Source organism: Nonomuraea sp. NPDC051941 (genome assembly GCF_044593615.1).
Genome location: NZ_JBIUCF010000070.1, coordinates 18,625 through 35,887 on the forward strand (window position 1 = coordinate 18,625; position 17,263 = coordinate 35,887).

The window sequence follows — 17,263 nt, forward strand, 5'->3', positions numbered from 1 at the left end:
GGGCGGGCGTCAAAGCTCGCTGCGCCGCCACTGCTCGATCTCGTCCTCCAGCGCCTGCTCATTCAGCATCGGTACGAACACGTTGGTCGCCCACGCAGTGAACAACCGCACGAACTCGTGGTTCTCGTCGTTCGGCTCACCGTTGACGTGGAACCACGAGATCAGTGGGGCGGCGTGCAGATCATCCGTGTCGCAGTCCGAGCACAGCACCACCCCGGTGTAGCCCTCCACCCGCGTGCCGACGGCGTTGTACCAGCCGTTCGGCACGCGTGCGTACAGCAACCCCTCTCGGCCGCAGCGGGGGCACCCCGGCGCGTCGTCGGAGCTGATGACCTCGATCCGCCGGCTCAAAGCGACAGTGCTTCAGGCCCGAGCAGCGCCTTGATATCGGCGGCGAAGCTCGGTTCGGCGTTGACCGGCCACTCCGGTAGCGACATCACCATGACCTTGCCCGCCGGCCGCCGCAGGTTGATGTGCAGCGGTACGCGGCCCTGGTGCATCTTGAGCACCTGGCGCAGTTCGTCCAGCAGGGTCGGAGTGATGCGTTCTTCCCGCAGGAGAAGCGTGATCGGGGCGCCGGACTCGCTGTTGACGCCGGACACATCGATGAGGGCCATCTCCTGGGCGAAGACCGAGATGGCGCCGTCCCGGTTGTTGATCTGGCCCTTCACCGACACCACGATGTCCGGCCGCAGCTCCGGCCCGTACAGCTCGTAGTTGCGGGGGAAGAACAGGCATTCGACGGCGGCGTCCATGTCCTCGACCGTGAGGATGGCCCACGTGTTGCCTGCCTTGTTCACCCGCCGGTCCACCTTGGTGACCAGGCCGGACACCTGGACGTCGCCGCGGTCGTCGCGGCCGCTGTCCAGCAGGTCGGCGATCGTGGTGTCCCGGCTCCTGGCCAGGAGGCGCTCGGTGCCGGCCAGCGGGTGGTCGGACACGTACAGGCCGAGCATCTCCCGCTCGAAGTCGAGCTTGGTCTTTTTGTCCCACTCGCCTTCGGGGACGGCGATCGTGAACGCCGCGTCGTCGCCCGTGTCGTCCATCCCGCCGAACAACGAGTCCTGGCCGTGCGCCTCGTTCTTCTTGATGTCGATGACGGACTCGACGGCCTGCTCGTGAATCATGAGCAGGCCCTTGCGCGGATGTTCGAGGGAGTCGTACGCGCCCGCCTTGATCAGCGATTCGATGACGCGCTTGTTGCAGGCGGTGAGCGGCACCTTGCCGAGGAAGTCGTTGAAGTCGGTGAAGCGGCCCTTCTCCTTGCGGGCCTTCACGATCCCTTCGACGACGTTCTCCCCGACGTTGCGGACCGCGCCCATCCCGAACCGGACCTGCGTGTCCCCGACCGCGACGAAGTCGAGCTGGGAGTCGTTGACGTCGGGCGGGAGCACCTGGATGCCCATCTTGCGGCACTCGGCCAGGTATACGGCCGCCTTGTCCTTGTCGTCGCCCACCGACGTGAGCAGGGCGGCCATGTACTCGGCGGGGTAGTTGGCCTTCAGATACGCGGTCCAGTAGGCGACCAGACCGTAGCCGGCGGTGTGGGACTTGTTGAACGCGTACCCGGAGAAGGGCAGCATGACGTCCCACAGCGCCTGGATCGCCTCGTCGCTGTAGCCGTTGCCGCGCATGCCGGCCTGGAAGTTGGCGAACTCGGCGTCCAGGATCTCCTTCTTCTTCTTGCCCATGGCGCGGCGCAGCAGGTCGGCGCCGCCGAGGGTATAGCCGGCCAGCTCGCGGGCGACGGCCATGATCTGCTCCTGGTAGACGAGCAGATGGAAGGTGGGGCCGAGGATCGGTTCGAGCGCTTCCTTGAGCTCCGGGTGGATCGGCTCGATGTCCTGGCGGGCGTTCTTGCGGTGGGCGTAGTTGGTGTGCGCGTTGGCCGCCATCGGGCCCGGCCGGTAGAGGGCGAGCACGGCCGCGATGTCCTCGAACCGGGTCGGTTCCATCAGCTTCAGCAGCGACCGCATGGGGCCGCCGTCGAGCTGGAACACGCCGAGCGTGTCGCCGCGGGCCAGGAGCTGGTAGGTCTTGGCGTTGTCGAGCGGCATCGTCAGGGTGTCGAGCTCGACGCCCCGGTTCTGCTTGATGATCTTGATGGCGTGGTCGATGATGCCCAGGTTCCGCAGTCCCAGGAAGTCCATCTTGACCAGACCCATGTCCTCACAGGACGGGTAGTCGAATCCTGTGATGACCACGCCGTCCTTGTCCCGCATGTGCATGGGGATGAGGTCCAGCAGCGGGGTCGAGGACAGGATGACCGCGGCGGCGTGCACGCCGGTGCCGCGGATCAGCCCCTCGATGCCGCGGCCGGTGTCGATGACCTTCTTGACGTCGGGGTCGTTCTCGTACAGGGCGCGAAGCTCGGTGCCCTCGTTGTAGCGGGGGTGGCTCTCGTTGAACATGTCCGCGAGGGGGACGCCCTTGCCCATGACATCCGGCGGCATCGCCTTGGTGATCTTGTCACCCATCGCGAACGGATAGCCGAGAATCCGGCTCGAGTCCTTGACGGCGGCCTTGGCCTTGATCGTGCCGAACGTGTTGACCTGCGCGGTGAACTCACTGCCGTACTTCTGGGTGACGTAGGCCACCATGCGATCACGCTGGCGGTCGTCGAAGTCGAGGTCGACGTCCGGCGGGTTGATCCGCTCAGGGTTGAGGAACCGCTCGAACAGCAGGCCGTGCTCCAGCGGGTCGAGCTCGGTGATGCGGGTGGCGTACGCCACGATCGAACCGGTCGCCGATCCACGGCCGGGCCCGACCGGGATGCCGTTGTCACGGGCATATTTGCAGATGTCGGCCACGACGAGGAAGTACGAGGAGAAGCCCATCGGACCGATGACCTTCATCTCGGTCTCGTACCGATCCATCACCTCAGCCGGAATCGGGGCGCCGTACCGCATCTCCAGGCCGCGCTCGCATTCCTTGCGCAGCCACGACTCCTGGGTCTCCCCCTCGGGCACGTCCGGATAGTCGGGCATCCGGTCCACCTGGGCGAACACGTCGCCGTAGTCGCCGATCATCTCGGCCACGAGCAGCGTGTTGTCACATGCCTCGGGCAGTTCCGGGAACAGGGCGTACATCTCGTCGGCGGGCTTGAGGTAGTAGCCGGATCCGTTGAACCGGAACCGGTTCGGGTCGTCCTTGTTCTTGCCCACGCCGACGCACAGGAGGCTGTCGTGGGCGTCGGCCTGGTCCTCGGTCACGTAGTGGGAGTCGTTGGTGGCCAGCAGCGGAATGTTGAGCTGCTTGGCCAACCTGAGCAGGTCCTCCCGGACCTCCCGCTCGATGCTGATGCCGTGGTCCATGAGCTCCAGGAAGTAGTTCTCCTTACCGAAGATCTCCTGGTATTCGCCGGCGACCTTGACGGCTTCGTCGTACTGGCCCAGCCGGATCCGGGTCTGCACCGCGCCGGACGGGCAGCCGGTCGTGGCGATGATCCCGGTCGCGTACTGCGAGATCAGGTCCTGATCCATGCGCGGCTTGGAGTAGTAGCCCTCGAACGACGCCAGGGACGACAGCCGGAACAGGTTGCGTAGCCCGTTCGCGTCCTTGGCCCACATGGTCATATGGGTGAACCGGCCACCGCCGGAGACGTCCTTGCCACCCTCGCCGTCCGCCACGCCGGTCTCGGCCCGCTGCCCCCAGAACACCGGCTTCTTCACGAACCGGCTGTGCGGGGCCACATACGCTTCGATCCCGATGATCGGTTTGACCGGTGTGCCCGACGCGACCTTCTGGAACTCGTACGCACCGAACATGTTGCCGTGGTCGCTCATGGCGATCGCCGGCATGTCCAATCGTTCGGCTTCTTTGAACAGCGGCTTCAGCTTGGCCGCCCCGTCCAGCATGCTGTACTCGGTGTGGACGTGCAGATGCACGAACGACTTGCTCACCCGTTCCCCCAACTTCGCATCGGCCCGGATCCTCGCATGAGCCTATTCCGTCTCGCGAGGCTCATGGGGCATCGCGCCCGGAGGGCGGGAAGGTTGTTGCCAGGCTGTTGTTGACGCTGCGTGAAGGACATACCACACCGACCGTGAGCTGGGGAAACGCCTCCGTCTTCGGTCCATACCCACTGTTCGACGGACTCGAACGTATGAGCGAGCTGCGCAGCCCGACCACCTCCGATACGGCGAGTCTGCGTTCACCGACGGTGCCCGCGGCCTAGGCTCCAAGCGCGGCCCGGCTCGGGCGGCGGATCCCCCCGGCCTTGGCTGCACGGATCGTCCAGCCGCTCCACAGGACAGCCACTGCGGGAGAGACGAATGGAGTGGTTGGTCTCGCTGCTCGGGGCCGCGCTCATCATGGCCGCCCTACGAGACCTGTTCCACACGCTCTGGCACCCCACCCGCCACGGAGGGCTGAGCCGGCTCGTCATGGCGGCGTTGTGGAAACTGGCCCGGCATCTCCGAGCGCGCAGGCGTGTTGTGGGGCTCGTCGGTCCGCTTGCCATGGCGACGGTGGTCGGCATGTGGGCCGTCACCATCATCATGGGCTGGGCCATCGTCTACTGGCCCCACATGCCGGAGGCGTTCGCCTTCGCACCCGGTTCCGGGCTGTCGCAGGAGCCGGCACTCCTCGACTCCGTCTACCTGTCGCTCGTCATGGTCGCCACCCTCGGGCTCGGGGACATCGTGCCTGTCGCGGGCTGGCTCCGCGTGGTCTCGCCCCTGGAAGCTCTCATCGGCTTCGTCCTGCTGACGGCCACCGTCTCCTGGGTGCTGGAGATCTATCCGACGCTGACCCGCCGGCGGGTGCTCGCGATCCGGTTGGCGTTGCTGCACCGCTCGGACCCGTCCATGCGGCAGCTCGACTGCGCCGCAGGCGCGTCATTGCTGGGAAGCCTGGCCACCGAGGTGGTGCGTGTCCGTATCGACTTCACCCAGTACGCGGAGGCCTACTACTTCCATGACGGTGAGGACCACTCGTCCCTGGCGGCCACGATCGGCTATGCCACTCGCCTCGCCCAGCGCGGGCAGGCAGCCCGACGGGCAGATGTGCGCCTGACGGCCGACCTGCTCGCCGGTGCGTTGGAAGACCTCGCCACCATCCTTGACCAGCGTTTCCTCCACACGAATGGATCACCTGCGGAGGTATTCGCCGCGTACGCGGCCGACCACGGCCGCGCCCTCACCGGGGCCTGAGCGCTGCTCATCTCATCGGTACGGCGACCCGCTCGGCCCTTTCGACCGCAACGCCTCCAGCACGGGTGTGCCGGACTCGGGGTGGTGCGGCGGGCGAATTCCGCATAAATGCAAGGGTGCCGTCACGATCCGACATGGCGCCGTGTGTCGCATCAGCCGCCTCTGTCCGCCGGGTCATAGTGGTCGAGCCGGCTGCCTCTTCAGGCGAGCGGGTCTGCACCCCGGTCTCCATCACCGGTCCGCCGAGCCACGCGTGGCCCTGAAAGGTCCGCACGACACAGGCACGACAGGGCGCGTGCGCGTCCATGAACGAGAAGGCTTCCACCACACGCATGACCAAGAGGGACCGAATCCGAGAAGCGGGCAGAAAGCCTCGGAGGCTGGCGCTCAGCGTGCCACAGATCGTGGGAAGCGCGATGGCCGCGGTCACGGCGGCGGTCGCGGCGTCGTACCTGGGCGTCGCCGGCACGGTGATCGGCGCCGCTGTGATGAGCCTCGCCAGCACGGTGGCCACCGACGTTTACACGCACTATCTCAAGCGCACCGGCGACAAGGTCAGGCAGCATGCCGTGAGCGCGTGGCACGAGCGGACAGCCGAGGCGGGTGATGGCGCGGCGCGGCGGTCCGCGCGGGCCGGGGCACTTCTGAAGGCGTTGCCGTGGGCCAAGCTGGGGGTGGCGGCCGCGCTGGTGTTCTGCGTCAGTATGGGCGGCATCCTGACCTACCAGGTGATCGTTGATCAGACGGTGGCCGACCAGGTGACCGGCAAATCCCGGAAACGGGCCGAACCCCGCAAACCATCTTCCAAGAAGAGCAGGCACGTCGAGTCCCCGGCTCCGGCGCCGTATCGGGAGTCAGCCACCTCGACGCCGACGGGCGCGTCTCCGTCCTCCACCCCCTCCACGTCACCGACCACCCCCATCCCCACGCCGACTCCCACTCTGACGCCGAAGCCGACGCAGAGCGTGCCGGAGCCGTCCGAGCCTTCCCCTTCCGAAGGGACTCCCGACGTGACCAGGCAGCCCCCGGCGCCGGGTCAGGGTGGGCCAGCCGGCTCGCCCTCCGCCACGCCGCCGGGCACTGTGCACATAAAGCTCTTCTGAACGTGGCGGGAGACCGGCTGCCGCGCCGACCAGTCGTAGGTGAGCGTGACCTCGGTCTCGGAGGGACCGAGCGGCGCAAGGTCGTAGCGCCGGCGATACGTCCATATTCGTTGAAGCGTCGGCGTGGCGGCGTCCGGCCTCGGTAGCTTTCGACGCCGTGAGACGTACGATCTGCGCTGTATTGGCGTTCCTCTCGACGTGCCTGTCCGTGGGAGCGACGCCCGCGACGGCGGCGGGAAAGGTCCCGGCCCAGTTCTTCGCCAAGCTGTACAGCGAGGCCCTGGGCAGGATGCCCGACCCCAGCGGCTGGTCCGCGGCGGTCGGCGACTTCGCCGCCAAGGGCTGCACGCCGGACCGCGTCAGAGATTTCGCGCGGGGCTTCTACACCTCGGCCGAGTTCATGGCCCTGAATTACGACGCCGAGGAGCGTGTCCTGGCGCTCTACCGGGACGCGCTCAACCGCGAGCCCGATCGGAGCGGGTTCGACCACTTCACCGGGCTGCTGACCGAGGGCGCGCGGAGCTGGCCGCAGATCGTGGACGCGATCGTCTCCAGCGGCGAGCTGGCCTCGCTCGCCGCGACCATCTGCGGCTCGTCCACGAGCTACCACTACGGCACCGCGCCCGCGCTGACGCTCACCCCCAAGGGCGCCGGGTTCGCGGGCGGCACGGGCGAGCAGCTTCAGGCGCTGCTGGACGCCACGCCCGAGGGCGGCACGGTGTACCTGGCGGAGAAGGCGGTGGTGCGGGTCGGCGCGATGCTGGTCATACCCCCTGGTCGTACGCTGGCCACCACCGGGACGCCGTCGCCCCGTGAGTATGCCCGGCAGGGGCGCCTGGTGCGCGCCTCCTCCTTCGGCGAGCCGGTCGTGCGCCTGCAGAGCGGCGCCCGCCTGCGTGGCGTCTGGGTGGACGGCCAGCGCGGCGCGTACACGAACTTCACCTTGAACGCCATCAACGTCCAGCTCATGGGCGGCGACGGCACCGAGGTCAGCGGCTCGAAGATCTCTGACAGCCGTGGCTGGAGCAGCTTGCTGGCGCTCGGCAGCGGCGACAATCGGCCGTGCCCGAGGGCCGTGATCAGCGGCAACCTTGTCACCGCGTACTCGTCGGAGCATGTGATGCACGACGGCGTGGGCCGCTGGACCGACGGCATCTCCGTCTCCTGCGAGAACGCCGTCGTCGAGGGCAACGGGATCGTGGACGCGACGGACGTGGGGATCGTGCTGTTCCGTTCGAGCCCGGCGACCCAGCGTTCGAGCGTGCAGGGCAATGTGGTGCTGAACGCCGGCAATGCGGCGTACGGGGCGATCGTCGTGGACCCCCTGTACGGCGGGGACGTGACGCACGACTTCACCGGCGCGACCGTGTCGGGGAACGCCTTCTGGACCGGCCCGGACACGCACGCCGACATCGGCATCGCGGCCGGGACCCGGATGTGGTTCGGCGAGCGCGCCGACGACGGCGCCGGGGTGTCGGTACGCGACAACACCACCAACGGCCTGACGGCGGTCGTCGGCACCGGGATCGCGGTCGGCGGCATGAACCGCGCCACCGTCCAGGGCAACGACCTGCGGCTGTCGGTGCGGGCGATCAGCTCCTGCCCGCACGTGAACTTCGGCGTGGACCAGGAGGGGCACGCCCAGGACGGCGACTTCCAGCCGGGCGCCACGCCGGTCGACTTCACCAACCCCTCCGGGGGAGGCTGCATAGGCCACTGAAGCCCCCAGGGGGTCCGAGAGGTCGTACTGTTCCTGTCAGCCGAGCCAGCTCGCGACCTGCGACTCGACAGCGGGGTACCAGCCGAGTTGGAGATGGTTGGCACCGGCGATCAGCGCGGTGCCGGCCACCGTACCGATGCCTACCGTGGACAGCGCACTGCTGACGAACACCACGCCGTCGCTGGGTCCCCGGTTCTCGTTGTAGATGCCCACGACGCTGGGCGACCCGCCGGCCAGCAGGTACGTCGCCACCGACGCCGGCACACCCGCCTGCTGGATTCGCGAGATCAGCGAGCCCGCGTTGATCGCGGCCTGGATGCCGGGCCCGGAGGTGTAGAAGCCCTGTCCGCCGTAGTACGTGGTGTACCAGTCCTGCTGCGTCTGGTCGATGCCGTAGGTGCCGTCGAAGCGCGCCAGCATCTGCCGCTGCCCGGGATAGCAGTCGAACCCGCCGGCGGGTACGAACGAGAACTCCGGATGGTTGGCGTAGATGCCGTAGCAGGTCATGTACGCGTGCGGCGCGGGGGAGTTGACGCTGCCGCCGCACTCCGGCCAGATCGAGAAGTCGTGCGCCCAGCCGTGAGCGAACGGATAGTCGTAGCCGGCGTTCGGGCCGCCGAGCGTGATGAGCTTGCGCACGTCGCCGGCGTACGAACGGCCCCAGCTCGGCTTGACCGACGACACGTACATCCGCGCCGACATCTCACCCTTGCTCCAGCCCACCAGATCCACCGCGGACACACCGAGCTTGGCCTTGATGATCGCGATCGCGTCGCCGACCTCCTGGGCCTGCATCAGGTTGTCGCCTTCCTTGTGCGCGAACCCGATGGCGAAGACCCGGTATCCGGCGTTCGACAGGTGCTGCATCAGGCCGGTACTCGGGCAGCTTATGGCGCCGCAGCCGAAGCCGCCGGACTCGCCGGGATTGGCCCACGCCCGGTCCGGATTGTCGTTGGCGCCGTGGACCAGCAGTACCGGAGTGGCCTTGGGGTTGGAGTTCCAACCGGGTGCGTGGTACAGCAGGAACCGGCCGGGGAACGGCCGCTTGATGCCGCCGAAGAAGCTCAGACGCTGGCCGTCCTGATCTCCGCGGCCGTCCGGCGGGTAGCTCTCTTGGGTGAACCCGGACGTGGTGTCCAGGTACCGCTCCACCGAGGACCAACCGTTCGCGACGTTGGTGTACGTGGCTTCCAGCGTCAGGTACGAGGGGGTCGCGGCATGGGCCGCGGTCGGTACCAGCAGTGCGGTCAGCATCACCGCGACCGTCCATAAGCAACGCATTTGGGCCTCCTGTCTACGGGATTTCGGCGACCGCGGCGGCAACGCGCGCGGCGAGCAGGATCGTGCGGTGGCCGGTGTCGTCGACGGTGCGCGCCGGCATCCGGGAGCCGGGGCATGGCGGCGAGGCCGTGGAGGCCGGCAGGGCGGGCATGACGGTCGTGTCGGGCATGAGTGCTCCCTGAGTCGGTCGGCAACCCCGAGACCGGCCGCCATCGTCACTTGAGCGCCGCGGCCGTTCCAGTGCCGCCCGCCACACCTTTGCCGCACCGGACGTGTGCGTGCGGCACATCCGCGGAGGGCAGCCAGGGTGTCGCGGGCGAAGAGCTAGGGCCGCTGGTAGAGATCGGGGATCCCGTCATGGTCGGAGTCGGCGGTCTCGGACCGGTGGATGCGCCGGTAGACGCGGGCGCGCAGCCGAAGGATCACTGTGGCCAGCAGGGCCGCGGTCAGGGAACCGGCCAGGACCGCGATCTTGAACCGCGCGTCGGCCTCGCCCGTTCCGAACGCCAGCTCCCCGATCAGCAGCGACACCGTGAACCCGATGCCGCCCAGGACGGCCAGCCCGGCCATGTCGATCCAGGCCAGCCCTTCGTCCAGAGTGGCGCGGGTGAAGCGGGCCACCAGCCAGGTGGCGGCCAGGATGCCGACCGGCTTGCCGACCAGCAGCCCGGCCACGATCCCCATCGCCACGGGGTCGCTCAGCGCTCCTGCCGGCCCGCCGAGGCCACCCAGGCCGACCCCGGCGGAGAAGAACGCGAACACGGGCACGGCCACACCGGCGGACAGCGGGCGGAACCGGTGCTCGAAATGTTCGGCCAGGCCCGGTCCCTCCGTGCCGCCCGGCGGTGTCCGGGACAGTACGGGGACGGTCAGAGCCAGCAGCACCCCGGCCACGGTGGCGTGCACCCCTGAGGCGTGCACCAGTGCCCAGCAGGCGAACGCCGGCGGCAGCAGCAGCCACCACGCGCGTACCCTACGCCGTACCAGCACAGCGAAGATCGCCAGCGGCACCACAGCGGCCAGCAGCGGGAGCACCGAGAGGTGCGAGGTGTAGAAGGTGGCGATGATGACGATGGCGATCAGGTCGTCCACCACCGCCAGGGTCAGCAGGAACGTGCGCAGCGCGTCCGGCAGGGAGCGGCCGATCACCGCGAGCACCGCCAGCGCGAAGGCGATGTCGGTGGCCGTCGGGATCGCCCACCCCCTGGCCGCCGTTCCGCCGGCGACCGCCAGATACACCAGTGCGGGCACCACCACGCCGCCGACGGCCGCGGCCACCGGCACCACGGCCCGGCGCAGGTCACGCAGATCGCCGGCGACGAACTCCCGTTTGAGCTCCAGGCCGGCCACGAAGAAGAAGATGGCCAGCAGCCCGTCCGCGGCCCAGGTGGCCAGGTCGAGGTTCAGGTGCAGAGCGGCAGGGCCGGCCTCGATGGCGCGCAGGTCCTGGTAGGTCTGCGCCCACGGCGAGTTGGCCCAGATCAGCGCGGTGAGCGCGGCGGCGAGCAGCAGTGCCCCGCCGATGGTTTCCTTGCGCAGGATGTCGGCGATGCGGCGCGCTTCGGGCCAGGTGCTCCGGTTGAACAGGCGGGGAACGCGCGTGGCGCTGGTGCCGGACATGGAACTCCGCTCCTTCTGCAGGGCTCGGGTCGCTCACTTGCCGACCAGACTTCCCGGCACACCTATCAATAAGGTATCAGGACACGTAAAGAGCTACATAACGGACTCTCGTCCGGTTCGGATGGTCCACGGGATCTCCTGGTCGTTCGGGTGGCCGGGGTTGAGTGCCAGCTGCGCGCAGCGGCGGCCTTGGTCTCGCAGCGGGTTGGTGACGGACGTGATGCCGAGCCGGCGGCCGGCCGGTGAGGCATCCCAGCCGAGGTAGGCAGCCTCCGGGTGAGTCTCCTGGAGGGCCTGGTGGGCTCCCAGGACGAGTTCGTCGCTCATGGCGATGATGAGCGCGGTGGGGGTGAGCTGGGGGGCGAGTTCTCGTGCTGCGGCGAGGCCGTCCTGTTGGGTGTTGCGGGCCACGACGGCGATCGGCGTGCTCGTCCAGTCGAGCCCGGCCTGTTCGATGGCGGTGCGGTAGCCACGCAGGCGGGCGTCGGTGACGGGGAACGGTGCGTGTGGCGGCAGATCGGCGCCGGTCGTCACCATGTGCTCGCGGTCGCGATCGAGCGGGAACGAGATCACGACGGGCGTCCGGCCTTCGCGGAGCCCCTGGGAGGCGATCGCGAGCGCGGCCCGGTAGTCGTCCTGGGTGACGCACGCGATCCCCTGGCGCGGCGGGCCGCCCTGGATGACAGCGGGACGGGGGTCGTCGGCGACTGCCGCCAGCACCGGGTCGTCCTCTGCGGTGGTCCACAGCACGAAGCCGTCGACCGCCGCGGACAGCACGCGGTCGGCGTCGGCGGCATCGCCCCGCGTGGGGATGAACGTGAGGCCCCGGCCTTCCTCGACGCAGACCTCCGCGACCCCGGCCAGGAACTGTGCTGCTTGGGGATCGTCGAAGGCGTACGCCAGATGCTCGCTGAAGACCACCCCGATCTGATGCGTTCGACCGGATTTCAGCGCGCGGCCCACGGCGTCGGGGTGATAGCCCAGCTCGTCGGCGGCGCGGTGCACGCGTTCGCGGGTGTCGGTCGCGACCCGGGCAGGCCGGGTGAAGGCGTAGGAGGCGGTCATGGGTGACACCCCGGCACGAGCCGCCACATCTTTCAGTGTCACGCGTCTGCGGTCGGTTGGCACGGTGCCATTCTAGTTGTGTAGCGTTACACATGTGTCCACAGTGATCGCCCGCCCCGGCGGCATGTTTCGCGCGGCGCCGTTCCTCGGCTTCGCCGGTTTCGGCGCCTTCTGGGGTGTGTGGGGTGCCGGCCTGCCCCTGCTGCGAGCCCAGGCCGGTGTGAGCGATGCGGAGTTCGGCGTCGTACTGCTCTTCATCGCCGCCGGAGCTCTGCCCGCCATGCTGCTGGCCGGGCGGCTCGTCGACGCGCTCGGTCTGCGTGTCACCGGAGTACTGCTCGCGCTGCTGGGTGTCATGGGTGTCGTGCTCTCCGCCGCCGCGGTGAACTATGCCGCGTTGTGCGCCGGCATCCTGTTGATGGGAGCCTGCTCGGGAGCGGCCGATGTGGCGCTCAACACGCTGGCGGCGACGGTCGAGAAGCGAACCGGACGTCCCGTCGTGACCCGTTCGCACGCGGCGTTCTCCGCCACGGTCGCGCTCTCGAGCCTGGCCACCGGTGCACTCACCGCGATCGCGGACAGCCTGCTGGTGAACTTCGCCGCGGGCGCGGTGGTGGTCGTGGCGCTCGGTCTGGCCGTCGTCACCGCGACGCGACCGGCCCATGCTGATGACGACGCCGCCGCACCTGAGGGCGCCGCCACGCGTCCTGGTCGCATGTCGGGGTGGATCGCGCTGGTCATGGTCGGGGCGATCGGCGCGTTCGCGTTCGCGGCGGAGAACGCCTACCAGTCCTGGAGCGCCGTTCTGCTGACCGACGCGTTCACCGCCTCGCCGGCGCTGGCCGCCGTCGCGCCGGCGGCGTTCGCCACAACGGCGGCACTGACCCGTTTCGCCACCGGTACGGTCACGCTGCGCCGCCCGATCGCCACGCTGGTCGTGGCAAGCGCGATCGCCACGGCCGGTGGCGTGCTGACGGCGTTCGCGGCCACGCTGCCGCTCGCCCTGGGAGGCGTCATCGCCGCCGCCGTCGGCACCTCGGCGCTCTTTCCCACCCTGCTGTCCTACGGGCTTCGGCCCGTTCCCGACGGGTCACGAGGACGGGCCACGTCCGCCATCTCCACGGTTGCCTATCTCGGCTACCTCGCGGGCCCGGCGTACTTCGGGCTGCTCGCCGATGCCACCGGGGTGCAGAGGACGTTCCTCGGTATCGCCGCGCTGACCGCCGTGGTGCTGGCGGCGATCCCGGCGCTGCCGGCGCTCAAGCGAGCAGGAGGATGGCCAGCGCGGGGCCGAAGGCGCCGCCGAGCTGGTAGCACAGGGTGAGCAGGCTCACGGCGGTGGCCCGGTGCTCGTCCGGTACGACGGCGCGGCCACTCACCGACGTGAACCAGCAGACGTTCTACGGCGCCGTCCCCCTTCCCCAGGAAGAGGTCGACCGGCTCGTCACCGCGGGCGTGCGGGCCTTCCTCCGTAGCTACGCTCCCTCCTCCGCACAGCACAAACCCTGAGGCGCCACTCGATGCGGACCGGGTCAGATGGGCTTGGCCTCGAGGAGGCTTGCTCCCGCGCCCAACTCCACAACCTCTCCCAGTTCCAGATCGGCCGAGGCGAAGAGCTTCGCGTACTCCTGTCGGCTCCGTTCCGAGCCGCCGTTGAAGATGGCCAGCATCCGCAGGTCCAGGTCCTTGCCCAGATGCGGCTCCGCGTCGTCGGGCAGCACCACTTCCAGGATCAGCACGCGCCCGCCGGGTTTCATGGCGTGCCGGACATTTCGCAGAATGCGCACAGCGTCGTCGTCGCCCCAATTGTGCAGGACGCTGGCAAGCAGGTAGACGTCCCCTCCCGAGGGCACCGAGTCGAAGAAGTTCCCGGCCACCACCTCGCACCGATCGGCCAGGTTCTCGGCGGCCAGCACGTCCCCGGCATGGGCCACCACGTGGTCGAGATCGAGGAGGATGCCCCGCATGCCGGGATTGGCGCGCAAGACCGTGGCCAGGATCGAGCCGCTGCCTCCGGCGACGTCGACCATGGTGCCGACGCCGGTGAAGTCATAACGCGTGACCAGGCCCCGCGTGAAGGCGTCGGCCCTGGCGGTCATGTAGTCGTCGAAGATGTGGCTGATGTCGGGATGGCGGGCCAGGTGCTCGTAGAGCTCTCCATACCTGGTGACGAACGCGGAGCTGCCCTCGCGTACCGTGTCCGGCAGTTTGCCCATGGCGTACCAGAAGCTCTCCTCGCCCAGCATGCGCATGGAGGAGCGGATCGAGCCGGGGATGTCCGAGCGGAGCGCCGAGCCCTCCTCGGTGAGGGCGTATCGGTCGGCGCCGGACGGACGGACGACTCCGATGCCCGCCAGCTCGCGCAGGACCCGGCGGAGCGAGGGAGCGTGCGCCCCGCACCGTGCGGCGAGCTCTTCGGTGTCGAGCGGCCCATGCGCGAGCTGATCGGCCACGCCGAGCTCCGCCATGGTCAAGAGTGCAGCGAATCGGGAGATACCGGAGACCGCTTCCCAGAGGAGCTTGTCGGATGACGGCATGTGTCCTTTTCCAGAAGTCATGGCGTACGGTTCGCCTGCCTGTGCCAGATCAGCAGCCGGCGCTCCGCGAGCACGAACAGCGCGTTGACGATATAACCGAGAATGCCCAGCAGGGCGATCGTCGCCCAGACGCCGGGTGTGTCGAAGCTCCGTTGCGCCACCAGCAGTTGGTAGCCGATGCCGTTCGTGCTGCCGAACACCTCGGAGATCACCATGAGGATCAGCGCGAGGGACAGGCTCAGTCGCAGGCCCGCGAAGATCTTGGGCGAGGCGGCGGGGATGACGATCCGGTGTAGCCGCTGCGGTCTCGACAGCCCGAAGACCGTGGCGGTCTCGGTGTAGGTGCGGTCGACGGTTCTGGCTCCGTCGATCGAATTGAGCAGTACGGGCCAGATCACGCCGGAGACGATCGCGGCGAGCTGCATGGCCAGGCCGGCCTGGAACAGCGCCAGGAACAGCGGCAGCAGCAGGGGCGGCGGAACGGCACGGCCGAACTCGATCAGCGCGTCCACGTAGTCGGCCGCGACTCGCGAGCGCCCCAGTGCCACGCCGGCCACCACTCCGATGAACGCGGCCAGCAACCAGCCGGAGAACATGCGTCCCATACTGGGCAGGATGTTGTCCACGGCGTCGTCGGTGAGGAACAGGCGCGCGGCCGGGCCTGAGAACCACAGCTCGTGCATGCGGGCGACGATGCTCGTGGGCGGTGGGAAGTCGGTGTCTGCGAGCCGTCGCGTGACGAGCTCCCAGGCGGCGATGACAGGGAGGATCACCAGGACCCCGGCAAGTGATCTCACGTCTGCGCCGCACCCGTCCGCGCCAGGTGCCAGCCGAACAGACGGCGCTCGGCCGCCCGCAGCGAGGCGTTGGCCAGCAGGCCGAACATGCCGGCCCACAGCGTGGCCGCCATGACGAGGTCGGTCCTGTTTCCGCTGCCCGCCTGGATGACGAAGACGCCCAGGCCCGCGGTTCCACCGGCGAACAGCTCGGCGCTGACGGCGATGATCAGCGCGACCCCGGAGGCGATCCGGACACCGGTCGCGACGAAAGGCGCGGCGCTGGGCAGGCTCACTCTGCCGAGCACGGCCACCGGCCCGAATCCGAAGCTACGCAGCGAATCCTTCGCCAGCGGGTCGACGTCGTGCATGCCGTACAACGTGTTGAACAGGATCGGCCAGACGGACGCGTACACGATGACGCCGACCTTCATCAGGCCGTCCACCGGGATCAGCAGGATCGCCAGCGGGATGACCGCGACCGAGGGAATGGGCCGCAGAAACTCCAGTACGGGCCGGGCGGCGCGCTCCAACGGGGCCAGCGCGCCGAGCAGGACGCCTGCCGGGACCGCCACCGCCACCGCCATCAGCAGGCCGAGTGCCCAGTTCGTGAGCGTCGTGAGCGCTCCCAGCAGGAACTCTCCGTCGACCGCCAGCCGCACGGCCTCCATCAGGATGACGGAGGGCGCGGGGAAGATCACGCCGTCGCCCAGCCCGAACCGGATCACCAGCTCTCCCGCGACGAGGAACGCCGCAACGCCGGCGACGCTGCGGAATGACCGCGAATGACTCATCCGTCCGACGGCGTCGCGATGACCGACTTCACGTCGATCGGGCTCTCGAGGTACTTGTACTCAAGCATGAGGTCGGCGACTTTTTGCAGCCTGTTGGCGCTCAGCGCGCTCGGGAAGGTGCCCAGGGTGATGACCGAAGCGGTCTTCGCATCGATCTTCGTGTACTTGGGCAGGATCGCCTCGATCTCCTTACGGTCGTTCGACGCGAGTTCTTGCGCCTTGGCGATGGCTCGCTGAAAGGCGGCCAGCGTCTTCGGGTTCTTTTTGACCCAGTCGTCGGAGGCCATCCAGCCTGCGATCGGCAGGTCCTCGGTCTGCCCCGTCATGGTGTCGGCGATCTTGCGGAAGCCCAGCTTGCTCTGGTTGGCGGTGAGGAACGGCTCGGTGATCCAGGCGGCGTCGGCCTGCCCGGCCTGGAGCGCGTTGCCCATGTCGGGGAAGGGCTTCTCGGCGAATTTGACGTCGTTCTCGGTGAGACCGGCCACCTTCAGCTGGGTGGTGACGGCCAACGTGGCGATGTTCCGGAAGTTGTTGACCAGGACGGTCTTGCCCTTGAGATCCGCGACGGTCTTGATCGGCGAATCCTTCGGGACCATGATGTTGTAGGCGTTCGGGCCGGCCTGGTACATGTCCGCGACGAGCTTGAACTTCTCGCCCTTGCTCACCGCCAGGAAGGTCGAGACGTAGTTGGTCTGGGTGATGTCCAGCTGACCGCTCTTGATCTGCGGAAGGGCCGCGGCGCCGCCGACGATGGCGACCGGCTCGACCGTCAGGCCCTCTTGTTTGAAAAAGCCCTTGTTGATGGCGATGTAGAGGGAGACGGGGTCGGGAATCGGCATGGCGCCGACCCTGATGGTGGCCTTCTCCAGGCCGTTGCCGCCCGAGCCGGCCGACTGGCCGTTTCCGCCGCAGCCGGTGAATAACAGAGTGGCGGTAACGCCGAGCACGAGAGTGCGGCGGCGCACTTTGCGGGTCATTTCAGGTTCTCCTAACACAGGAAGCCTCCGGTGATCGGCGCCGGGGCACCGAGCGTGAAGATTACCGAAGGCGAGATCGATGCTGAAGCGCGACGGATGACGTTTCTCTTGGATTTCTCTGCAAATGAATTGCGTCACCAGCGCTAACAGCGGGTGCGGCGCCGAATGATCCGATGCTCCTGAGATCGAACTGCCGAGTTACTGTGTGTGATGTTTGCAGAGACGTGCAAATGTTGA

15 protein-coding genes are annotated in these 17,263 nt (G+C 68.4%); 5 read left to right on the forward strand and 10 right to left on the reverse strand.

Translation table 11 applies throughout. The features are described from left to right. Positions 1-9: 9 nt before the first annotated feature. Entirely contained in the window at positions 10-351 is a 342-nt protein-coding gene (locus tag ACIHFD_RS60975) for a DUF6300 family protein (RefSeq protein WP_397374784.1), read from the reverse strand. Next, on the reverse strand, positions 348-3,902 hold the full coding sequence (dnaE, locus tag ACIHFD_RS60980) for a DNA polymerase III subunit alpha (protein WP_397374785.1): 3,555 nt from the start codon (positions 3,900-3,902) through the stop codon (positions 348-350). Before dnaE ends, ACIHFD_RS60975 begins: the two co-directional genes overlap by 4 nt. A gap of 372 nt (positions 3,903-4,274) precedes the next feature. On the opposite strand from dnaE, the gene ACIHFD_RS60985 reads away from it, so the two are divergent. From ACIHFD_RS60985 to ACIHFD_RS60995, 3 genes are all read left to right on the forward strand, one after another. Further along, on the forward strand, positions 4,275-5,153 hold the full coding sequence (locus ACIHFD_RS60985) for a potassium channel family protein (protein WP_397374786.1): 879 nt from the start codon (positions 4,275-4,277) through the stop codon (positions 5,151-5,153). Positions 5,154-5,545: 392 nt separating this feature from the next. After that, positions 5,546-6,256 carry a hypothetical protein gene (locus tag ACIHFD_RS60990; protein WP_397374788.1) on the forward strand — a complete coding sequence of 237 codons (711 nt, stop codon included), beginning with the start codon at positions 5,546-5,548 and terminating at the stop codon, positions 6,254-6,256. Between the two features lie 157 nt (positions 6,257-6,413). Then, a complete protein-coding gene (locus ACIHFD_RS60995) occupies positions 6,414-7,976 on the forward strand; it encodes a DUF4214 domain-containing protein (protein WP_397374789.1) in 1,563 nt (520 codons plus the stop codon). Between the two features lie 36 nt (positions 7,977-8,012). On the opposite strand, the gene ACIHFD_RS61000 is transcribed toward ACIHFD_RS60995, so the two are convergent. The 4 genes from ACIHFD_RS61000 to ACIHFD_RS61015 all read right to left on the reverse strand — a co-directional run bounded on the left by ACIHFD_RS61000 (position 8,013) and on the right by ACIHFD_RS61015 (position 12,005). Then, positions 8,013-9,257 carry an esterase/lipase family protein gene (locus ACIHFD_RS61000; protein WP_397374790.1) on the reverse strand — a complete coding sequence of 415 codons (1,245 nt, stop codon included), beginning with the start codon at positions 9,255-9,257 and terminating at the stop codon, positions 8,013-8,015. A 13-nt stretch (positions 9,258-9,270) separates the two neighbouring features. Then, entirely contained in the window at positions 9,271-9,426 is a 156-nt protein-coding gene (locus ACIHFD_RS61005; protein WP_397374791.1) for a hypothetical protein, read from the reverse strand. Between the two features lie 155 nt (positions 9,427-9,581). Further along, positions 9,582-10,877, reverse strand: a complete 1,296-nt coding sequence (gene nhaA / locus ACIHFD_RS61010; protein WP_397374793.1) for a Na+/H+ antiporter NhaA — start codon at positions 10,875-10,877, stop codon at positions 9,582-9,584. A gap of 93 nt (positions 10,878-10,970) precedes the next feature. Then, a complete protein-coding gene (locus ACIHFD_RS61015) occupies positions 10,971-12,005 on the reverse strand; it encodes a LacI family DNA-binding transcriptional regulator (RefSeq protein WP_397374794.1) in 1,035 nt (344 codons plus the stop codon). 31 nt (positions 12,006-12,036) lie between these two features. Between ACIHFD_RS61015 and ACIHFD_RS61020 the strand changes: the two genes are divergently transcribed. Both ACIHFD_RS61020 and ACIHFD_RS61025 read left to right on the forward strand, forming a co-directional pair. Continuing rightward, positions 12,037-13,266 carry an MFS transporter gene (locus tag ACIHFD_RS61020; protein ID WP_355212009.1) on the forward strand — a complete coding sequence of 410 codons (1,230 nt, stop codon included), beginning with the start codon at positions 12,037-12,039 and terminating at the stop codon, positions 13,264-13,266. Beyond that, positions 13,263-13,451: a hypothetical protein gene (locus ACIHFD_RS61025; RefSeq protein ID WP_397374795.1), complete on the forward strand. Its 189-nt coding sequence runs from the start codon at positions 13,263-13,265 to the stop codon at positions 13,449-13,451. The genes ACIHFD_RS61020 and ACIHFD_RS61025 overlap by 4 nt, the downstream gene beginning before the upstream one ends. Before the next feature lie 23 nt (positions 13,452-13,474). Here the strand turns inward: ACIHFD_RS61025 and ACIHFD_RS61030 are convergent, their stop codons facing one another. The 4 genes from ACIHFD_RS61030 to ACIHFD_RS61045 all read right to left on the reverse strand — a co-directional run bounded on the left by ACIHFD_RS61030 (position 13,475) and on the right by ACIHFD_RS61045 (position 17,164). Continuing rightward, complete coding sequence (locus ACIHFD_RS61030) at positions 13,475-14,410, reverse strand: methyltransferase (RefSeq protein WP_397374796.1); 936 nt, start codon at positions 14,408-14,410, stop codon at positions 13,475-13,477. 86 nt (positions 14,411-14,496) lie between these two features. Continuing rightward, a complete protein-coding gene (locus ACIHFD_RS61035) occupies positions 14,497-15,276 on the reverse strand; it encodes an ABC transporter permease (RefSeq protein ID WP_397374797.1) in 780 nt (259 codons plus the stop codon). Continuing rightward, positions 15,273-16,049: an ABC transporter permease gene (locus ACIHFD_RS61040; protein ID WP_397374798.1), complete on the reverse strand. Its 777-nt coding sequence runs from the start codon at positions 16,047-16,049 to the stop codon at positions 15,273-15,275. The genes ACIHFD_RS61035 and ACIHFD_RS61040 overlap by 4 nt, the downstream gene beginning before the upstream one ends. Beyond that, positions 16,046-17,164 carry an ABC transporter substrate-binding protein gene (locus tag ACIHFD_RS61045; RefSeq protein ID WP_397374799.1) on the reverse strand — a complete coding sequence of 373 codons (1,119 nt, stop codon included), beginning with the start codon at positions 17,162-17,164 and terminating at the stop codon, positions 16,046-16,048. Before ACIHFD_RS61045 ends, ACIHFD_RS61040 begins: the two co-directional genes overlap by 4 nt. Positions 17,165-17,263: the final 99 nt, after the last annotated feature.

Excerpts from the sequence above, each read along its gene's own strand:
- ACIHFD_RS60985 (WP_397374786.1), top strand. The coding sequence starts at position 4,275 with ATGGAGTGGTTGGTCTCGCTGCTCGGGGCCGCGCTCATCATGGCCGCC.
- ACIHFD_RS61000 (WP_397374790.1), bottom strand. The coding sequence starts at position 9,257 with ATGCGTTGCTTATGGACGGTCGCGGTGATGCTGACCGCACTGCTGGTA.
- ACIHFD_RS61005 (WP_397374791.1), bottom strand. The coding sequence starts at position 9,426 with ATGCCCGACACGACCGTCATGCCCGCCCTGCCGGCCTCCACGGCCTCG.
- nhaA (WP_397374793.1), bottom strand. The coding sequence starts at position 10,877 with ATGTCCGGCACCAGCGCCACGCGCGTTCCCCGCCTGTTCAACCGGAGC.
- ACIHFD_RS61030 (WP_397374796.1), bottom strand. The coding sequence starts at position 14,410 with ATGGCGGAGCTCGGCGTGGCCGATCAGCTCGCGCATGGGCCGCTCGAC.
- ACIHFD_RS61040 (WP_397374798.1), bottom strand. The coding sequence starts at position 16,049 with ATGAGTCATTCGCGGTCATTCCGCAGCGTCGCCGGCGTTGCGGCGTTC.